Origin of the sequence: Mycobacterium sp. DL, from assembly GCF_039729195.1 — a bacterium.
In the GTDB taxonomy this organism is placed as follows: Bacteria; Actinomycetota; Actinomycetes; order Mycobacteriales; family Mycobacteriaceae; genus Mycobacterium; species Mycobacterium hippocampi_A.
This window is the reverse complement of the sequence record NZ_CP155796.1, coordinates 805088-817479: the sequence shown is the minus strand read 5'-3', so window position 1 is coordinate 817479 and position 12392 is coordinate 805088. Positions and strand designations below refer to the sequence as shown.

Annotated in this window: 13 protein-coding genes; 8 read left to right on the top strand and 5 right to left on the bottom strand. The window is 69.9% G+C overall.

The window, feature by feature from the left end:
• Nucleotides 1-11 precede the first annotated feature (11 nt).
• From ABDC78_RS03965 to ABDC78_RS03955, 3 genes are read right to left on the bottom strand one after another with little or no spacing between them, the layout of a single operon-like run.
• Nucleotides 12-845: an alpha/beta hydrolase gene (locus ABDC78_RS03965; RefSeq protein WP_178361533.1), complete on the bottom strand. Its 834-nt coding sequence runs from the start codon at nucleotides 843-845 to the stop codon at nucleotides 12-14.
• Between the two features lie 9 nt (nucleotides 846-854).
• Nucleotides 855-1886 carry an NAD-dependent epimerase/dehydratase family protein gene (locus ABDC78_RS03960; protein WP_178361445.1) on the bottom strand — a complete coding sequence of 344 codons (1032 nt, stop codon included), beginning with the start codon at nucleotides 1884-1886 and terminating at the stop codon, nucleotides 855-857.
• Nucleotides 1883-2659 carry an S-methyl-5'-thioadenosine phosphorylase gene (locus ABDC78_RS03955; protein WP_347133474.1) on the bottom strand — a complete coding sequence of 259 codons (777 nt, stop codon included), beginning with the start codon at nucleotides 2657-2659 and terminating at the stop codon, nucleotides 1883-1885. The genes ABDC78_RS03960 and ABDC78_RS03955 overlap by 4 nt, the downstream gene beginning before the upstream one ends.
• Nucleotides 2660-2793: 134 nt before the next feature.
• Here ABDC78_RS03955 and ABDC78_RS03950 point away from each other — a divergent pair, with 134 nt between their 5' ends.
• Nucleotides 2794-5754: an arabinosyltransferase domain-containing protein gene (locus ABDC78_RS03950; protein WP_178361444.1), complete on the top strand. Its 2961-nt coding sequence runs from the start codon at nucleotides 2794-2796 to the stop codon at nucleotides 5752-5754.
• Between the two features lie 4 nt (nucleotides 5755-5758).
• On the opposite strand, the gene ABDC78_RS03945 is transcribed toward ABDC78_RS03950, so the two are convergent.
• On the bottom strand, nucleotides 5759-5977 hold the full coding sequence (locus ABDC78_RS03945) for a hypothetical protein (RefSeq protein WP_178361443.1): 219 nt from the start codon (nucleotides 5975-5977) through the stop codon (nucleotides 5759-5761).
• Nucleotides 5978-6029: 52 nt separating this feature from the next.
• Between ABDC78_RS03945 and ABDC78_RS03940 the strand changes: the two genes are divergently transcribed.
• The 7 genes from ABDC78_RS03940 to ABDC78_RS03910 all read left to right on the top strand — a co-directional run bounded on the left by ABDC78_RS03940 (nucleotide 6030) and on the right by ABDC78_RS03910 (nucleotide 11940).
• The gene (locus tag ABDC78_RS03940) at nucleotides 6030-6899 is read left to right on the top strand and encodes a 1,4-dihydroxy-2-naphthoate polyprenyltransferase (protein ID WP_178361442.1); all 870 of its coding nucleotides are present in this window, start codon (nucleotides 6030-6032) and stop codon (nucleotides 6897-6899) included.
• Between the two features lie 69 nt (nucleotides 6900-6968).
• Nucleotides 6969-7970 carry an AAA family ATPase gene (locus tag ABDC78_RS03935; RefSeq protein WP_178361441.1) on the top strand — a complete coding sequence of 334 codons (1002 nt, stop codon included), beginning with the start codon at nucleotides 6969-6971 and terminating at the stop codon, nucleotides 7968-7970.
• Between the two features lie 12 nt (nucleotides 7971-7982).
• Nucleotides 7983-8843, top strand: coding sequence for a DUF58 domain-containing protein (locus tag ABDC78_RS03930; RefSeq protein WP_178361440.1), 861 nt, complete (start codon nucleotides 7983-7985; stop codon nucleotides 8841-8843).
• The gene (locus ABDC78_RS03925; protein ID WP_178361439.1) at nucleotides 8833-9306 is read left to right on the top strand and encodes a hypothetical protein; all 474 of its coding nucleotides are present in this window, start codon (nucleotides 8833-8835) and stop codon (nucleotides 9304-9306) included. Before ABDC78_RS03930 ends, ABDC78_RS03925 begins: the two co-directional genes overlap by 11 nt.
• Nucleotides 9297-10307 (top strand): hypothetical protein, encoded by a 1011-nt coding sequence (locus ABDC78_RS03920; protein WP_178361438.1) that lies wholly within the window; start codon nucleotides 9297-9299, stop codon nucleotides 10305-10307. Before ABDC78_RS03925 ends, ABDC78_RS03920 begins: the two co-directional genes overlap by 10 nt.
• Entirely contained in the window at nucleotides 10304-11227 is a 924-nt protein-coding gene (locus ABDC78_RS03915) for a vWA domain-containing protein (RefSeq protein ID WP_178361437.1), read from the top strand. The genes ABDC78_RS03920 and ABDC78_RS03915 overlap by 4 nt, the downstream gene beginning before the upstream one ends.
• On the top strand, nucleotides 11224-11940 hold the full coding sequence (locus tag ABDC78_RS03910; protein ID WP_178361436.1) for a hypothetical protein: 717 nt from the start codon (nucleotides 11224-11226) through the stop codon (nucleotides 11938-11940). The genes ABDC78_RS03915 and ABDC78_RS03910 overlap by 4 nt, the downstream gene beginning before the upstream one ends.
• Here the strand turns inward: ABDC78_RS03910 and ABDC78_RS03905 are convergent.
• Nucleotides 11937-12353 (bottom strand): nuclear transport factor 2 family protein, encoded by a 417-nt coding sequence (locus ABDC78_RS03905; RefSeq protein ID WP_178361435.1) that lies wholly within the window; start codon nucleotides 12351-12353, stop codon nucleotides 11937-11939. The two genes, ABDC78_RS03910 and ABDC78_RS03905, sit on opposite strands and share 4 nt — an antisense overlap.
• Nucleotides 12354-12392: the final 39 nt, after the last annotated feature.

Genomic DNA, 12392 nt, shown 5'->3' with positions numbered 1-12392 from the left:
AGCCAGTATGTTCACCGGTCCTGGGCCGCGAGCACCGGGGTTCGTCGCAGGAACCGCTCGACTGGCGCCAGCATCGGCGGCCCGTCGAGCAGCACCGGGTCGTTGTGGCCGGCCCCCTCGATCGACACGTACTCCTTCGGATACGGCGCAGCGTCGAACAGTCGACGGGTCTGCGACGCCGGCACGATCTCGTCGCTCTCTCCGGCGATGATGAGTACCGGCGCGGTCAGTGCGCCGACGCGGTCGATGGACGGGTAGCGGTCCAGCAGCAGTCGCCGCACCGGCAGCCACGGGTAGTGCACCGCGGCGACGTCGGCCAGTGACGTGAACGGAGAGCGCAGCACCAGCGCCGCCGGCGGTCGCTCGACGGCCAGTCCGACCGCGACGGCGCCGCCCAAGGATTCACCCCAGTACGCGATGCGCTCGGAGTCCACGCCGGGCTGCCCGGCAAGCCAGTCGAGCGCAGCGCGCGCATCGATGGCCAGCCCGTCCTCGGTAGGCCGCCCCGGATTGCCGCCGTAGCCGCGGTAATCCAACAGCAGGACCGACATGCCCATATCGTGCAGTGCCGCGGCCAGCGGAGCCCGCATAGTGCGGTCCCCGCCGTTTCCGCTGAGCACCAGCACCGCCGGACCCGGGTCGCCGGGCAGGAACCAGGCGCCGAGGTCCAGTCCGTCCGCGGTGGGGATGACGACGTCGCGGGCCCCGGGAAGCACCGTCGATGCCGGCGGAACCGGGTCCGTCGACGGGAAGTAGATCAAGCGCCGCTGCTGCGACCACAGCAGCCCGAGCAGTCCCGTCAACAACGTGACGGTAACGGCGAGGACGATCGTGGTGCGACGCAGGAGGGCTCCTCAGCCGCGCAGCGGCGCACTCGCGAAGTCCCGCAGCCCATCGGCCGGGTCGACGACCGCGCGGAAGTCGAGCATCCTGGCGGCCTTTGCCGGGTCGGCGACGATGTGACGGACGTCGCCGCTGCGGTACTGGCCGGTGATCACCGGTGAGATGTCCCCACGCGCGTCGCACAGCGCGGAGGCGACGTCGAGGATCGACACCGGCTTACCCGAACAGACGTTGAAGGTTTCGAACCCCTCGAGCGAGCCCTCGATCGCCGCGACGTTGGCCGCGGCGATGTCGTCGACGTGGACGAAGTCGCGCATCTGGCCGCCGTCTTCGAAAACTTTTGGCGCATCTCCTTTTTCGAGGGCAGAGCGGAAGATCGCCGCGACACCGGAGTAGGGGGTGTCGCGCGGCATCCCGGGACCGTAGACGTTGTGATAACGCAGCGCGACCACCGAACCGCCCGCCGACTCACTCCAGGCCAGCGCGTAGTGCTCCTGAGCGACCTTGCTCGCCGCGTACAGGCTGCGCGGCCGAAGCGGCGCCTCCTCGCCGACCAACTCCCACCGGACCTGCGCACCGCAGATCGGACACCGGTGGTCGAAGACGCCGGCGTCGAGGTCGGCCCGGGTGCGCGGGGCTGGTTCGACCGCACCGTGTTCCGGGCACACGTAGCCGCCCTGCCCGTAGACCACCATCGACGAGGCGAGCACCAGTCGCCGGCAGCCCGCAGCGAACATCTCGGCCAGCAGCACCGCGGTGCCGTAGTCGTTGTGCGACGCGTAGGAAGGGCTGTCGGCGGCGTTGACCCCGGCCCCCACCACCGCGGCCTGGTGACACACCACGTCGACGCCGGCAAGCACGTCGGCGACCGCGGCGGCGTCCCGGACGTCGACGCGGCGCACCTCGGCGGGCAACTCGGCGCCCTCACCGTGCGCGGCGGGCAGCATGGCATCGACGCCGACGACCTCGTGTCCGGCGTCTGCCAGCCGGGCGGAGATGCGCGCGCCGATGAAGCCGGCGGCACCCGTCAGAAGGACTCTCACGGCAGTTCGATCGGCAGGGTGACGCCCTCGTGCGGCAGGCAGTGGGTGCAAGTGCGCTCCAGGTCGACCTGGGCGATCGCCTCATGGACCAACTGCTTGAACGGCACCATGTTGCGTTCGAACTCGGCGAAGACGTCCACGGCTCGCACGCCCGCTCCGTGCTCGATGCCCGCATCGAGATCGGTCACCAATGCGAGTGCGGCGTAACACATCTCGAGTTCGCGGGCCAGCACCGTCTCGGGATAGCCCGTCATGTTGACCAGCCGGAAGCCCTGGCTCGCGAACCATCGGCTCTCCGCGCGGGTCGAGAACCGCGGTCCCTGGATCACCACCATCGCCCCGCCGTCGACGACGCCGGGCAAGCCGGTCGCCGCCGCCCGCAGCGACGGGCAGTACGGATCGGCGAAACTGACATGGATGCCGCCGGAGTCGAAGTACGTGTCGCGCCGTCCCGACGTGCGGTCGACCAGCTGGTCGGGCACCACCATCGCGCCCGGACCCAACTGCGCATCCAGGCTGCCGACCGCACACGGACCGAAGATGCGCCGCACCCCGAGCGCACGCATCGCCCACATGTTCGCGCGGTAGGGCACCGTGTGCGGTGAGAACTCGTGGCCGGCGCCGTGCCTGGGCAGGAACGCCACCTCGTGATCGCCGACGGTTCCGACGGTGATCGGCGCGCTCGGCGGGCCGTACGGCGTGTCCAGGCTGATCGCCCGCGCTTCAGGACCGAAGAACGAGTAAAAGCCGCTGCCGCCGATGACTCCCAACAATGAACTGCTCCTCACGTGTGCCGGCGCTCCATTGTTCATCATCAGGCACCCGCCTCAAGCATGACGTTGTGGTGACGTCAGCCTCGGATACGGTCCCGAGGGCCGAACAGTGGGCAGGCTGTCGGGGGAAATCTATGCGGGCACTCAACTCAACACAGCAGACGTGGCTCGCGCTACTCGTCGGTCTGACCGGAATCGTGACGGCCCTCGTCCTGCCGTTCGCCCCGGTCGTCGCGGAGACCACCACCCTCACCTGGCCCGCGCCCGGCCAGCCTGCGGTCTCGGGCACGGCCCTGGTTCACCCGTACCGGCCGAGCGCTCTCACGGTGTCGATTCCGTGTTCGGCGCTGCGGGCCGCGACAGCACAGTCCGCGCCGGTCACCGTGCTGGCGACCGGAGCCGACGGCGACGGGATGACGGTCACCGGTTCCGCGGGGGTGGCGACACTGCGTGCCGACGGCGTCGAGCAGCGCCTGGTCGTGCCGCCCGCGCCGACGGACTGCCGGATCACTGTCGATTCCGGCCCCGACGGGATGGCCGTCGTCGGCGCCGACGGGCAGACCACCGACCTCGCGGACCAACCCGTGCCCGAAGTGTTCGGCTTCCGCACCGACCTCGTCCCGCCCGACTCCGACGGGCTGTCGGTGACCGCGGACATCACCGGTCCGTTCGCGACGACGCCGACGGTGCTCAAGGCCGTGCTGATCGTCGTGCAGCTGTCGGCGGTGGTGGCCGCGTTTGTTCTGCTGAGCCGCGGTCGGGCCCCGCCGGGCCGTCGCGGACGTCCACGAGTCCGATGGAAGCGGCTGTGGTGGATCGACGTCGCGGTGGTCGCCACGTTCTGCGGGTGGGCGATCATCGGACCGCTCGCCGTCGACGACGGCTGGGCGACCACCATCGCCCGCACTGTCGCCGACACAGGCGACCCGGGGAACTACTACCGATGGTGGAACGCCGCCGAGGTGCCGTTTGCGCTCACTCAGCAGTTGCTCGCCCCGCTGACCGAGATCAGCATCGCGCCGCTGTGGCTGCGAGTGCCCAGCACCCTGTTGGCGGTGGGCACGTGGTTTGTCCTCAGCCGCGGCGTGCTCGGCGCGGCGCTGCCGGCGACCGCTGCGGTGCGGATGCTGGCTGCGGTCTGTCTGCTCGTCACCTGGCTGCCGTTCAACCTCGGGACGCGGCCGGAGTCTTTCGTGGCCTTCGGCGTCACCGTGGCCCTGGCGCTCGCGTGGCGGGTGCGTGGCCCGGCGGGGCTGGGCTGCCTGGCCCTGGTCGCCGCGCTCACCATCCCGATCAGCCCGACCGGTGCGCTGGTTCTTGCACCGATCATCGTGTTCGCACCCCGGCTGATCGCGGTGGCGCGGACAGCGGCGCGGACTCGACTGCACCTGCTGGCGATCGTGCTGCTGTTGAGTTGCATTGCCGCATCGGCCTTTACCGTGATCTTCGCCGATCAGACCTGGGATGCGCTGGTCACCGCGACCACCTGGCACAACTTCTTCGGACCGTCGCTGCCGTGGTACCAGGAGCCGACCCGATACGGCTACCTGCTCCAGCCCGACCAGCAGGGCAGCTTCGCGAAGCGGATGCCGGTGCTGTTCACGATCGCGCTGCTGCCGATCGTCGGCGCCCTGGTGTGGCGACGCCGCGACCGCCTCGGGGTGACGGCAGCGCGACTGGGGGCTGCGGTGGTGCTCGCGCTGCTGCTCCTCGCGATGGGACCGTCGAAGTGGTCGTACCACTTCGGTTCGGCCGCCGGGTTGTTCGCCTCGTTCGTCACCGTGGCGGTGGTATTGGTGGTCCGGCGGGCGGGCACACCGGATCGCTTCACCGCGGCACTCGGAGCAGCCGGATCGCTGCTGCTGGCCGCGGCGGCGGCGCTGGTGTTCGCGGGCCCGAACGCGTGGTGGCTTCCTGCGGTCTACGACGTCCCGTGGCCGTCGGACCCGGTACGACCGGCGGGCGCACCGCTGAACAACCCGCTGCTGTGGGTGGGTCTGCTGGCGGCGGGCACCGTCACCGCGATGGCCTTGCGGCGCGTCCGACGCGCGCAGATCGCCACCCTCGGGCCCGCGGTGACGACCGTGGTCGCCTTCGCTACCGCGCTGGTGCTGCTGATCGGATCTTTTGTCGCCGCGCCGCTGCGGCGGTCCGCCGGTTCGCTGGCGATGACGAACCTGAACCGGATCGCGTCGACCCAGGTGTGCGGGTTGGCCGACGACGTCGAGGTGCTGCCCGACGGCGAGGTGCTGGCAGCGGCGGGACCGGGCGGCCGGTCATCGGGGTTCGCCGCGCTGGCGGGCTTCTATCCCGGCGCACCTCCCCCGGACCCACCGGGATCCGGCACGTCGGCTCACATGTGGGGCAGTTGGACCCCCGACAACCCGGCCACTGCGGAGATCACCACCGAATGGTTCGTGTTGCCGCCCCTGGCACCCGACGCCGGAGTGGCCCTGTCGATTTCAGGTCGCACCTCCGGTGCCAACACGCTGCGCCTGGAGTTCGGCAGGGCCGACGGTGCAGACGTGGCGGTGCTCGGTTCGAGCGCGCCGGTCGACCGACCGGCCTCCGACGAGGATCCCGAGCATCCGCTGTGGCGGTCGGTGGGGGTCGACTCCGCCGATGTCCCCGCCGGCGCCGACCGGGTGCGCATCCACGCCGTCGACGGCCGCACCGACGAGGCGGGCTGGCTGGCCTTCACCGGCCCGCGGTTGCGCACCAGCATTCCGCTCAACAGCTTCCTGGCCGACAACGGACCGGTGCTGATCAGTTGGCCGATGTCGTTCCTGTTCCCCTGCGTGCAGAACATCGCCGAGGTCTCCGGCGGACTGGCGCAGACGCCGCGCACGGTGATCGAATCTCCCCGCCCGTGGTTCACCGAGGACCGCAGATCAGACCTCGGCGGCACCTTCGCCGGACTCGCCGAATTCGGGGAACTGAACGAGATCCCGAGCAGACTCGTCGGACACCCCGACATCGACTGGGGATCAGTGCTGGTCTCCGGGGACACCGCGGCACGGGACAGCTACTCGCGCACCACAACTCGAGAGGTGGTGCCGGGCGCCGGCGGCATCAGGGGTCAGCGACCCCGGTGATGACCTAAGCGTCGTCGGGCTCGTCCTCGGTGTGCCGCGACGCGCGCCGGGCTCCGTCGCGGATCTCGAACACGTCGGTCGCGAGCCCACCGATGGCGTTCGCGACATCCTTGACCGCGGAGGTGATGATCGACGTCACCTCGCCGACCGTCGATGCGCCGGCCCCGACGATCTCCTGCACGGCGTCCTTGCGGATCTCGGCCTTGCTCAGTCGGTCGTCCATGCGTTCAGTCTGCCACGACGAGCGCCACCGGACGCGTGCAAGACTGACGCCCGTGGCCAGTATCGCCCAGTGGGTCGAGGGGGCGCGTCCCCGAACGCTGCCCAACGCCGTCGCGCCGGTGTTCGCCGGAACGGGCGCCGCGGCGTGGCTCGGCGCCGCGTCGTGGTGGAAGGCGTTGCTCGCGTTGGTGGTCGCGGTGGCGATGATCATCGGGGTCAACTACGCCAACGACTACTCCGACGGCATCCGCGGCACCGACGACGTGCGGGCCGGACCGCTGCGACTGGTCGGTTCGAAGCTCGCGGCGCCGCGGGCAGTGCTGACGGCCGCGGTCATCAGCCTGGCCGTCGCCGCGGTGGCCGGTGTGGTGCTGGCATGGTTCAGCGCTCCGTGGCTGATCGCGGTCGGCGCGGTGTGCATCGCCGGAGCGTGGCTCTACACCGGCGGTTCCAAGCCGTACGGATATCTCGGCTTCGGCGAGGTCGCGGTGTTCGTGTTCTTCGGGCTCGTTGCGGTGCTGGGCACCCAGTACACCCAGGCGCTGCGCATCGACTGGGTCGGGGGCGCGCTCGCCGTGGCGACCGGCTGCCTGTCCTCGGCGGTGCTGGTGGCCAACAATCTGCGCGACATCCCCACCGACACCCAGTCCGGCAAGATCACGCTGGCCGTGCGACTCGGTGACGGCAGAACCCGGTTGCTGTTCCAGGCGCTGCTGGCGGTGGCATTCGTGCTGACGCTGGTGTTGATGCTCGCGACGCCCTGGTGCGCGGTCGGCCTGATCGCGCTGCCACTCGCGGTGCGTGCCGCCAAGCCGGTTCGCGCCGGGCTGGGCGGCAGGGACCTGATCCCGGTGCTGCGGGATACCGGGCTGACGATGCTGGTGTGGGCGCTGGCGGTGGCCGCCGCGCTGGTGTTCGGCTGACGATCGGGCGCGCTTGGCGGCGGCCGCGGTTTGTTTGCGCGCCCGATCGGCGTGGGTACACCCCGCTGGATGACCGCAGCCCGTACCGACCCCGACCACTTTGCCAATGACCAGGCGCAACGCATTGTCAGGACGCTGTCCGACGCGTTCTCGGCGAAGGTCGTCGGTCAGGAGCACCTGCGGGAATCGCTGCTGATCGGGCTGCTGACCGGTGGCCACATCCTGCTCGAGAGCGTTCCCGGGCTGGCCAAGACCACCGCGGCGCGTGTCATCGCGGAGTCGATCGACGGTGTCTTCCGGCGCATCCAGTGCACCCCCGATCTGCTGCCCAGCGACATCATCGGCACCCAGGTGTACGACGCGGCGACAACATCGTTCGTCACCCAGCTCGGACCGGTGCACGCCAACGTCGTGCTGCTCGACGAGATCAACCGCTCCAGCGCCAAGACCCAGAGCGCCATGCTGGAGGCGATGGAGGAACGCCAGACCACCATTGCCGGCACGGTCTACCCGATCCCCGAGCCGTTCCTGGTGATCGCCACCCAGAACCCGGTCGACCAGGAGGGCACCTACGCCCTGTCGGAGGCTCAGACCGATCGGTTCCTGCTCAAGGAAATCGTCCGGTACCCGTCCCCGGAGGAGGAGGTCGAGGTGCTCACCCGCCGCGACGCCGGACTCTACGATCGGGACCACCGCACCCCGCCGGTGGCCCACCTCGACGACATCCGGCACCTGCAGCGCGTCGCACGCGATGTGCACATGAACCGCAACCTGATGCTCTACGCCAGCCGGCTGGTCGGGGTGACCCGGGACGCGGGCAACTATCTCCCGCGGCAGATCGCCCGGCTCGTCGAGTACGGCGCCAGCCCCCGGGCCACCATCGCGTTGTGCACGTCGGCCCGCGCCCTGGCGGTGCTGTCCGGCCGCAACCACGTGGTCCCCGGCGACATCGCCGACCTGGCGCACCGCGTGCTGCAGCACCGGCTGATCCTCGGCTTCGAGGCGGCCAGCGCAGGCGTCACCGCCGATGTGGTGATCGATGCGGCGCTGCAATCGGTGCGGGTGCCCTGATCGGGGCCGGTCATGGGTAAGCACCTCAACCGCGCGAAGGCGCACTTCGGCACCGACACCCGCGGAATGCTCGAGGGTGGGCGCTACGCGCTGTTGCACACCCGCAGCCTCGAATTCGACGAACTACGGCCCTACGTGCCCGGCGACGACGTCCGTGACATCGATTGGAAGGCCTCCGCGCGTTCCGGCAGCGTGCTGATCAAGCGGTTCGTCTCCGAGAAGCACCACAAGATACTGCTCGTCGCCGATGCCGGCCGAAACATGGCCGGCCTGGCACCGGACGGCGAGCTCAAAAGCGATGTCGCGCTCAATGTTCTGGGCGCCGTCGGCTTGATCACCCTCGGCCGCACCGATGAGGTGGGCATGGTGTACGGAGACGCGCGCGGCAGCGTCAACGTCCGCCAGCGGCGCGGCGAGAACCACATCGAGAGCCTGCTGACGCGCTACCACGGCCATGAGGCGCGTGGACCGAGTGACATCGTCAACCAATTGACCTATGTGGCAACACATTACCGCCACTCGATGCTGATCGTCGTGGTCTCCGACGAACCCGACGTCGACGACCGGCTGACCGAGGTGCTCACCCGCCTGGCCGCCCGCCACGACGTGATGTGGGCGATGATCCCCGACATGGCGGCCGTGGCTGCCGGTGACGACGGTGGCTTCGACGTCGCCACCGGGCGCGTGGTCCTCGGACCCGCCAGCCATGAGCCGCGGGTCGTCGCCGCCTACCGTCGCGCCGAACAGCGCCGCACCGAACAACTCTCGCAACTGCTGACCTCCCGGGCGATTCCACACGTCACGATCTCGAGCAGTGCCGACATCCGCCGCAGAATCGTCGAGATGACCGGGGTGTGGTCGCGTGCCGGATGACCTGCTGGAGTTCGTCAGCGGACCGCCGTCCTACTCCGCCTGGTGGTTGTGGCTCGGGATCGGCCTGCTGTTTCTTGTCATCGTCTGGTACGCAGGCATTTTCGTCGCCACGATGCCCGCGGACACACTGCGCCGGATCACGATCCTGCGACCACTGCATGCGCGGGTGCTGCGGCACCGGTTCGCCGGGACGGCCAACACGATCACCCGCCGGTACCGCGACGGTGAGCTGTCCGGCGAGGAGGCCGGCGCGGCACTGAGCCGGACGCTGCGCAGCTTCCTGCACCAGGCGACGGGCCGGCGCGCCCAGTACATGCAGCTGCGTGCCGTCGCCGCAAGCGATCTGGCGGTCGCGGCGCCGGTGCTGGCGGCATTGGGTGACGTCCAGTTCGACGGGTCCGCAACTGCCGATGTGGGCGTGTTGGGCGATCGAACCGAAGAGCTGATCCGCTCATGGAGCTGACATGGTGGGCGGTCGCGATCGCCGGGGTGGTCGCTTTGATCCTCGTCGTCGCGCTGGCGGTGCTGTTGCCCACGGAGCGCCCTCGAGGTCGGCGTCCGCTGGCGAACACCGCACGGCTGACCCGGCTGCCCGAGTACCGGGCCGTGGTCCGCAGGCAGACACGGACCCTCGCCACCGTGCTCGCCCTGTCGACGCTGCTGTTCGGGGTGATGGTTCTGGCCAGCGCACGGCCCAGCGGAACGCTTTCGAACGCAACCGAATCGGGCCCACGAGACGACATCATGCTGTGCGTCGGCCAGCCCGTCACCGACCCGGCGACCGGTGAGTTCCTCGGCTACTTCGCCGCCCAGACGACCACCTTCGGCACCGAGCGCATCGGGCTGACGTCCTCGAACCGCAGGGTCGTGCCGTTGACCCGCGACTATCAGTTCGCCGCCGGCCGATTCGGGGACTACTCGCAAGCCGCCCGGGCTCAGGCCGAGGCCGACGCCGGCACGCTGCCACCAACGGGGACCGTTTCGCTGCGGGCTCGGACCGAGTCGTTCGCCGCGCCGGTGGCCTACGACGACTACTCGCCGACCGTCGCCGATGTCCTGGCGCTGTGCCTCACCGGCTTCCCCGGCTTCGAGTCGAGCGGCGACACTCGCCGTTCGCTGATCTATCTGGGCCCGGGTGCGCTGCGGTCGCCTGACGACAACAGGCCGTCACTGTTCACCGATGCCCAGGTGACCGAGATGGCACTGCAGGCGGGTGTGGAGGTCAACGCAGTGGCCACCCCCGGACGCGAGACCGACGCGCTGGCTGCGGTCACCGGCGCGACAGGCGGCCAGTTCTTCCGATTCGACTCCGCCGCGCTCGGGGCCGATCTCGACACGATCCGCGCCGCCCCCGCGGCAGACCGGGACGCTGGCGGCCGGGGTGATACGCCGGTGCTGGTCCTCGTCGCCGCGTTGGCGGTGGCGGCGCTGCTGAGCGTGTCGTTGATGGCGGTGCGCCGATGACCTTCGATCCGGTTCTGCCGCTGCCGGCGCTCGGTGCGATCGCGTTGGCGCTCATCGCGTTCCGTCTGATCGCGCTGCGCCTGACGGGTGGGTCGGGAAAGGGTACGAAGGCGGTACTGCGCTGGGGCGGTATGACGCTGGCGATCGTGCTGGTGTTGATCGCCGCCGCGCGGCCCGGCACGGGCACCGTCTCCGAGGCCGACGAGGCGCCCGTGACGCAGGGCGCCAACGTGTACTTCGTCGTCGACCGTTCCGCGGACTCGGCGATCGCGGACTTCGGCGGCGCCGCCCGGATGACGGGCATCCGCGACGACATCCGCGCGCTGATCCGATCCCACCCGGACGCACGCTTCGCGGTCATCGCGTTCGACTCGCGGCCTGCGATCGACTGGCCGCTGTCGAGCGACGCGTGGAGCCTCGAGCCTGTCGTGGATGCACTGAACCCTGCGGTCGGCGCCGCCGCGGGAAGTGACCAGGCCAACGCCGGCGCCGCGTCGAATGTGCTGCGCTACCAGCTGATCGCGGCGGGCCAGCAGTATCCGCGATCGGAGAACCTGGTCTACTACTTCGGCTCCGGGGCCGCGCAGTCCAGCACTCCGCAGGGAACCTTCGACACAGACGTGGTGGACGGAGGCACGGTGTTCGGATATGGCGCCGGCCCGGCGCTGAACGAGGAGGCGCTGCGCGGCGTGGCCGAGCAACTCGGTGTTCCCTACGTTCAGCGAACGGCGGGCCAAGCGCTCCCCCAGGCAGACGCCACGACCGGACAACCCGCCGTCACGTCACAGTCTGCGCCTGTCCGCGTCGAGTTCTACTGGGTCTTCACGATGCTCGCGTCGCTGCTGCTCCTGCTCGAGATCTATCTGTCCGCGCGCGATCTGCGCCGCAGTCGCTCCACCTACCGGGATGTGCTGTCGTGACACGGACCCCACAACCTTCCCGGCTACGGGTGCGTCGGCGCGTCCTGTTGGCCTCGACGCCGATCGCGGTCGTGGTGCTCGCGCTGGCGGTGAAGCTGATTTCCGTTGTCGTGGTCGGCAACTCGGCGCAGCAGCACTATGCTGCGGGCGAGATCGGTGCGCTTCGCAGCGATGTGTCGGTGCTGCGCGTCTTCGATGTCATCGAGCCGGTCAATGGCATGCTCGCTGCGGGCGGACTCGCGGTGCTCGACGATCGGCTCGACCTCGCCGATGCGGAGTTCTCGTCGGCGCTTGCGGCTACCGAACCCGCGAACTCCTGCTCGGTGCGGGTCGATCTCGAGCTGGTTCGGGAGCGGCAGGGCGATATCGACGCCTGGGAGGCGCGGTTGGACACTGCGCGCGAGCGCTACGACAGCGCCCTCGGGGTGATCGCCGACGCCCCGGCCGAATGTTTCGAGGGCAACGGTGACCCCGATCCGGATCGGCGTGCGGTACGTCAGGATGCGGCCGCACGGGTCGCGGCGAAGATCGAGGCGCTCGGTACCGTCGTGCCGCCCGGTGCGGCGCCGCCACCCCCGCCGGCTGCCGGTGCGCCGCCACCGGTGATCGCCGCGCCGGAGCCCACGGAGGCGCCGGAGGGCCGTCGGCTCGGTCCCGCCGGTGACGACCCGCTGGAGGCGCTGCGGCAGTTGCTGCGCGACGCGGCGGGTTAACCCGGCGAGGTGCCCGTCCAGTATTCGACGATCTTGCCGTTCGACACCCGCACGATGTCGTTGCCGGTGAATCGGGCTGGACCCTCGGCACGCGCGCCGGTGCTGATCCACCGGGCGGCGAGCATGTCACCCTCGACGAACGGACCCACGTCGACGACGTACATCAGTTCCCGCAATGTGCCTCTGGTGTTGTCGATGACGGTCTGCAGCTCGTCGGGGCCGTGCACATCGTGCGTGGGCCAGTGGCCGACGAAGTCGTCGGAGACCAGTTCCCTGGCGATGCGATGGCCGGCCCACAGTTCGTTGATCCACCGGTTGTAGAGCATCTTGTGGCTGCTCGCGGTCCTGTGGTTACTGGTGTTCCTGTGGTTGCTGATCGGCCGGTGTCGGTCGATCACCCGCTGTTCGGTCATGTGACGTGGGTTACCCAACCGCCGTCTTAGCCATTCAGA

Bases quoted from the DNA above. Each gene is read 5' to 3' on its own strand.
- ABDC78_RS03935 (WP_178361441.1), top strand. From the start codon at position 6,969: ATGACCGCAGCCCGTACCGACCCCGACCACTTTGCCAATGACCAGGCG.
- ABDC78_RS03915 (WP_178361437.1), top strand. From the start codon at position 10,304: ATGACCTTCGATCCGGTTCTGCCGCTGCCGGCGCTCGGTGCGATCGCG.
- ABDC78_RS03920 (WP_178361438.1), top strand. From the start codon at position 9,297: ATGGAGCTGACATGGTGGGCGGTCGCGATCGCCGGGGTGGTCGCTTTG.
- ABDC78_RS03905 (WP_178361435.1), bottom strand. From the start codon at position 12,353: ATGACCGAACAGCGGGTGATCGACCGACACCGGCCGATCAGCAACCAC.
- ABDC78_RS03930 (WP_178361440.1), top strand. From the start codon at position 7,983: ATGGGTAAGCACCTCAACCGCGCGAAGGCGCACTTCGGCACCGACACC.
- ABDC78_RS03945 (WP_178361443.1), bottom strand. From the start codon at position 5,977: ATGGACGACCGACTGAGCAAGGCCGAGATCCGCAAGGACGCCGTGCAG.
- ABDC78_RS03950 (WP_178361444.1), top strand. From the start codon at position 2,794: ATGCGGGCACTCAACTCAACACAGCAGACGTGGCTCGCGCTACTCGTC.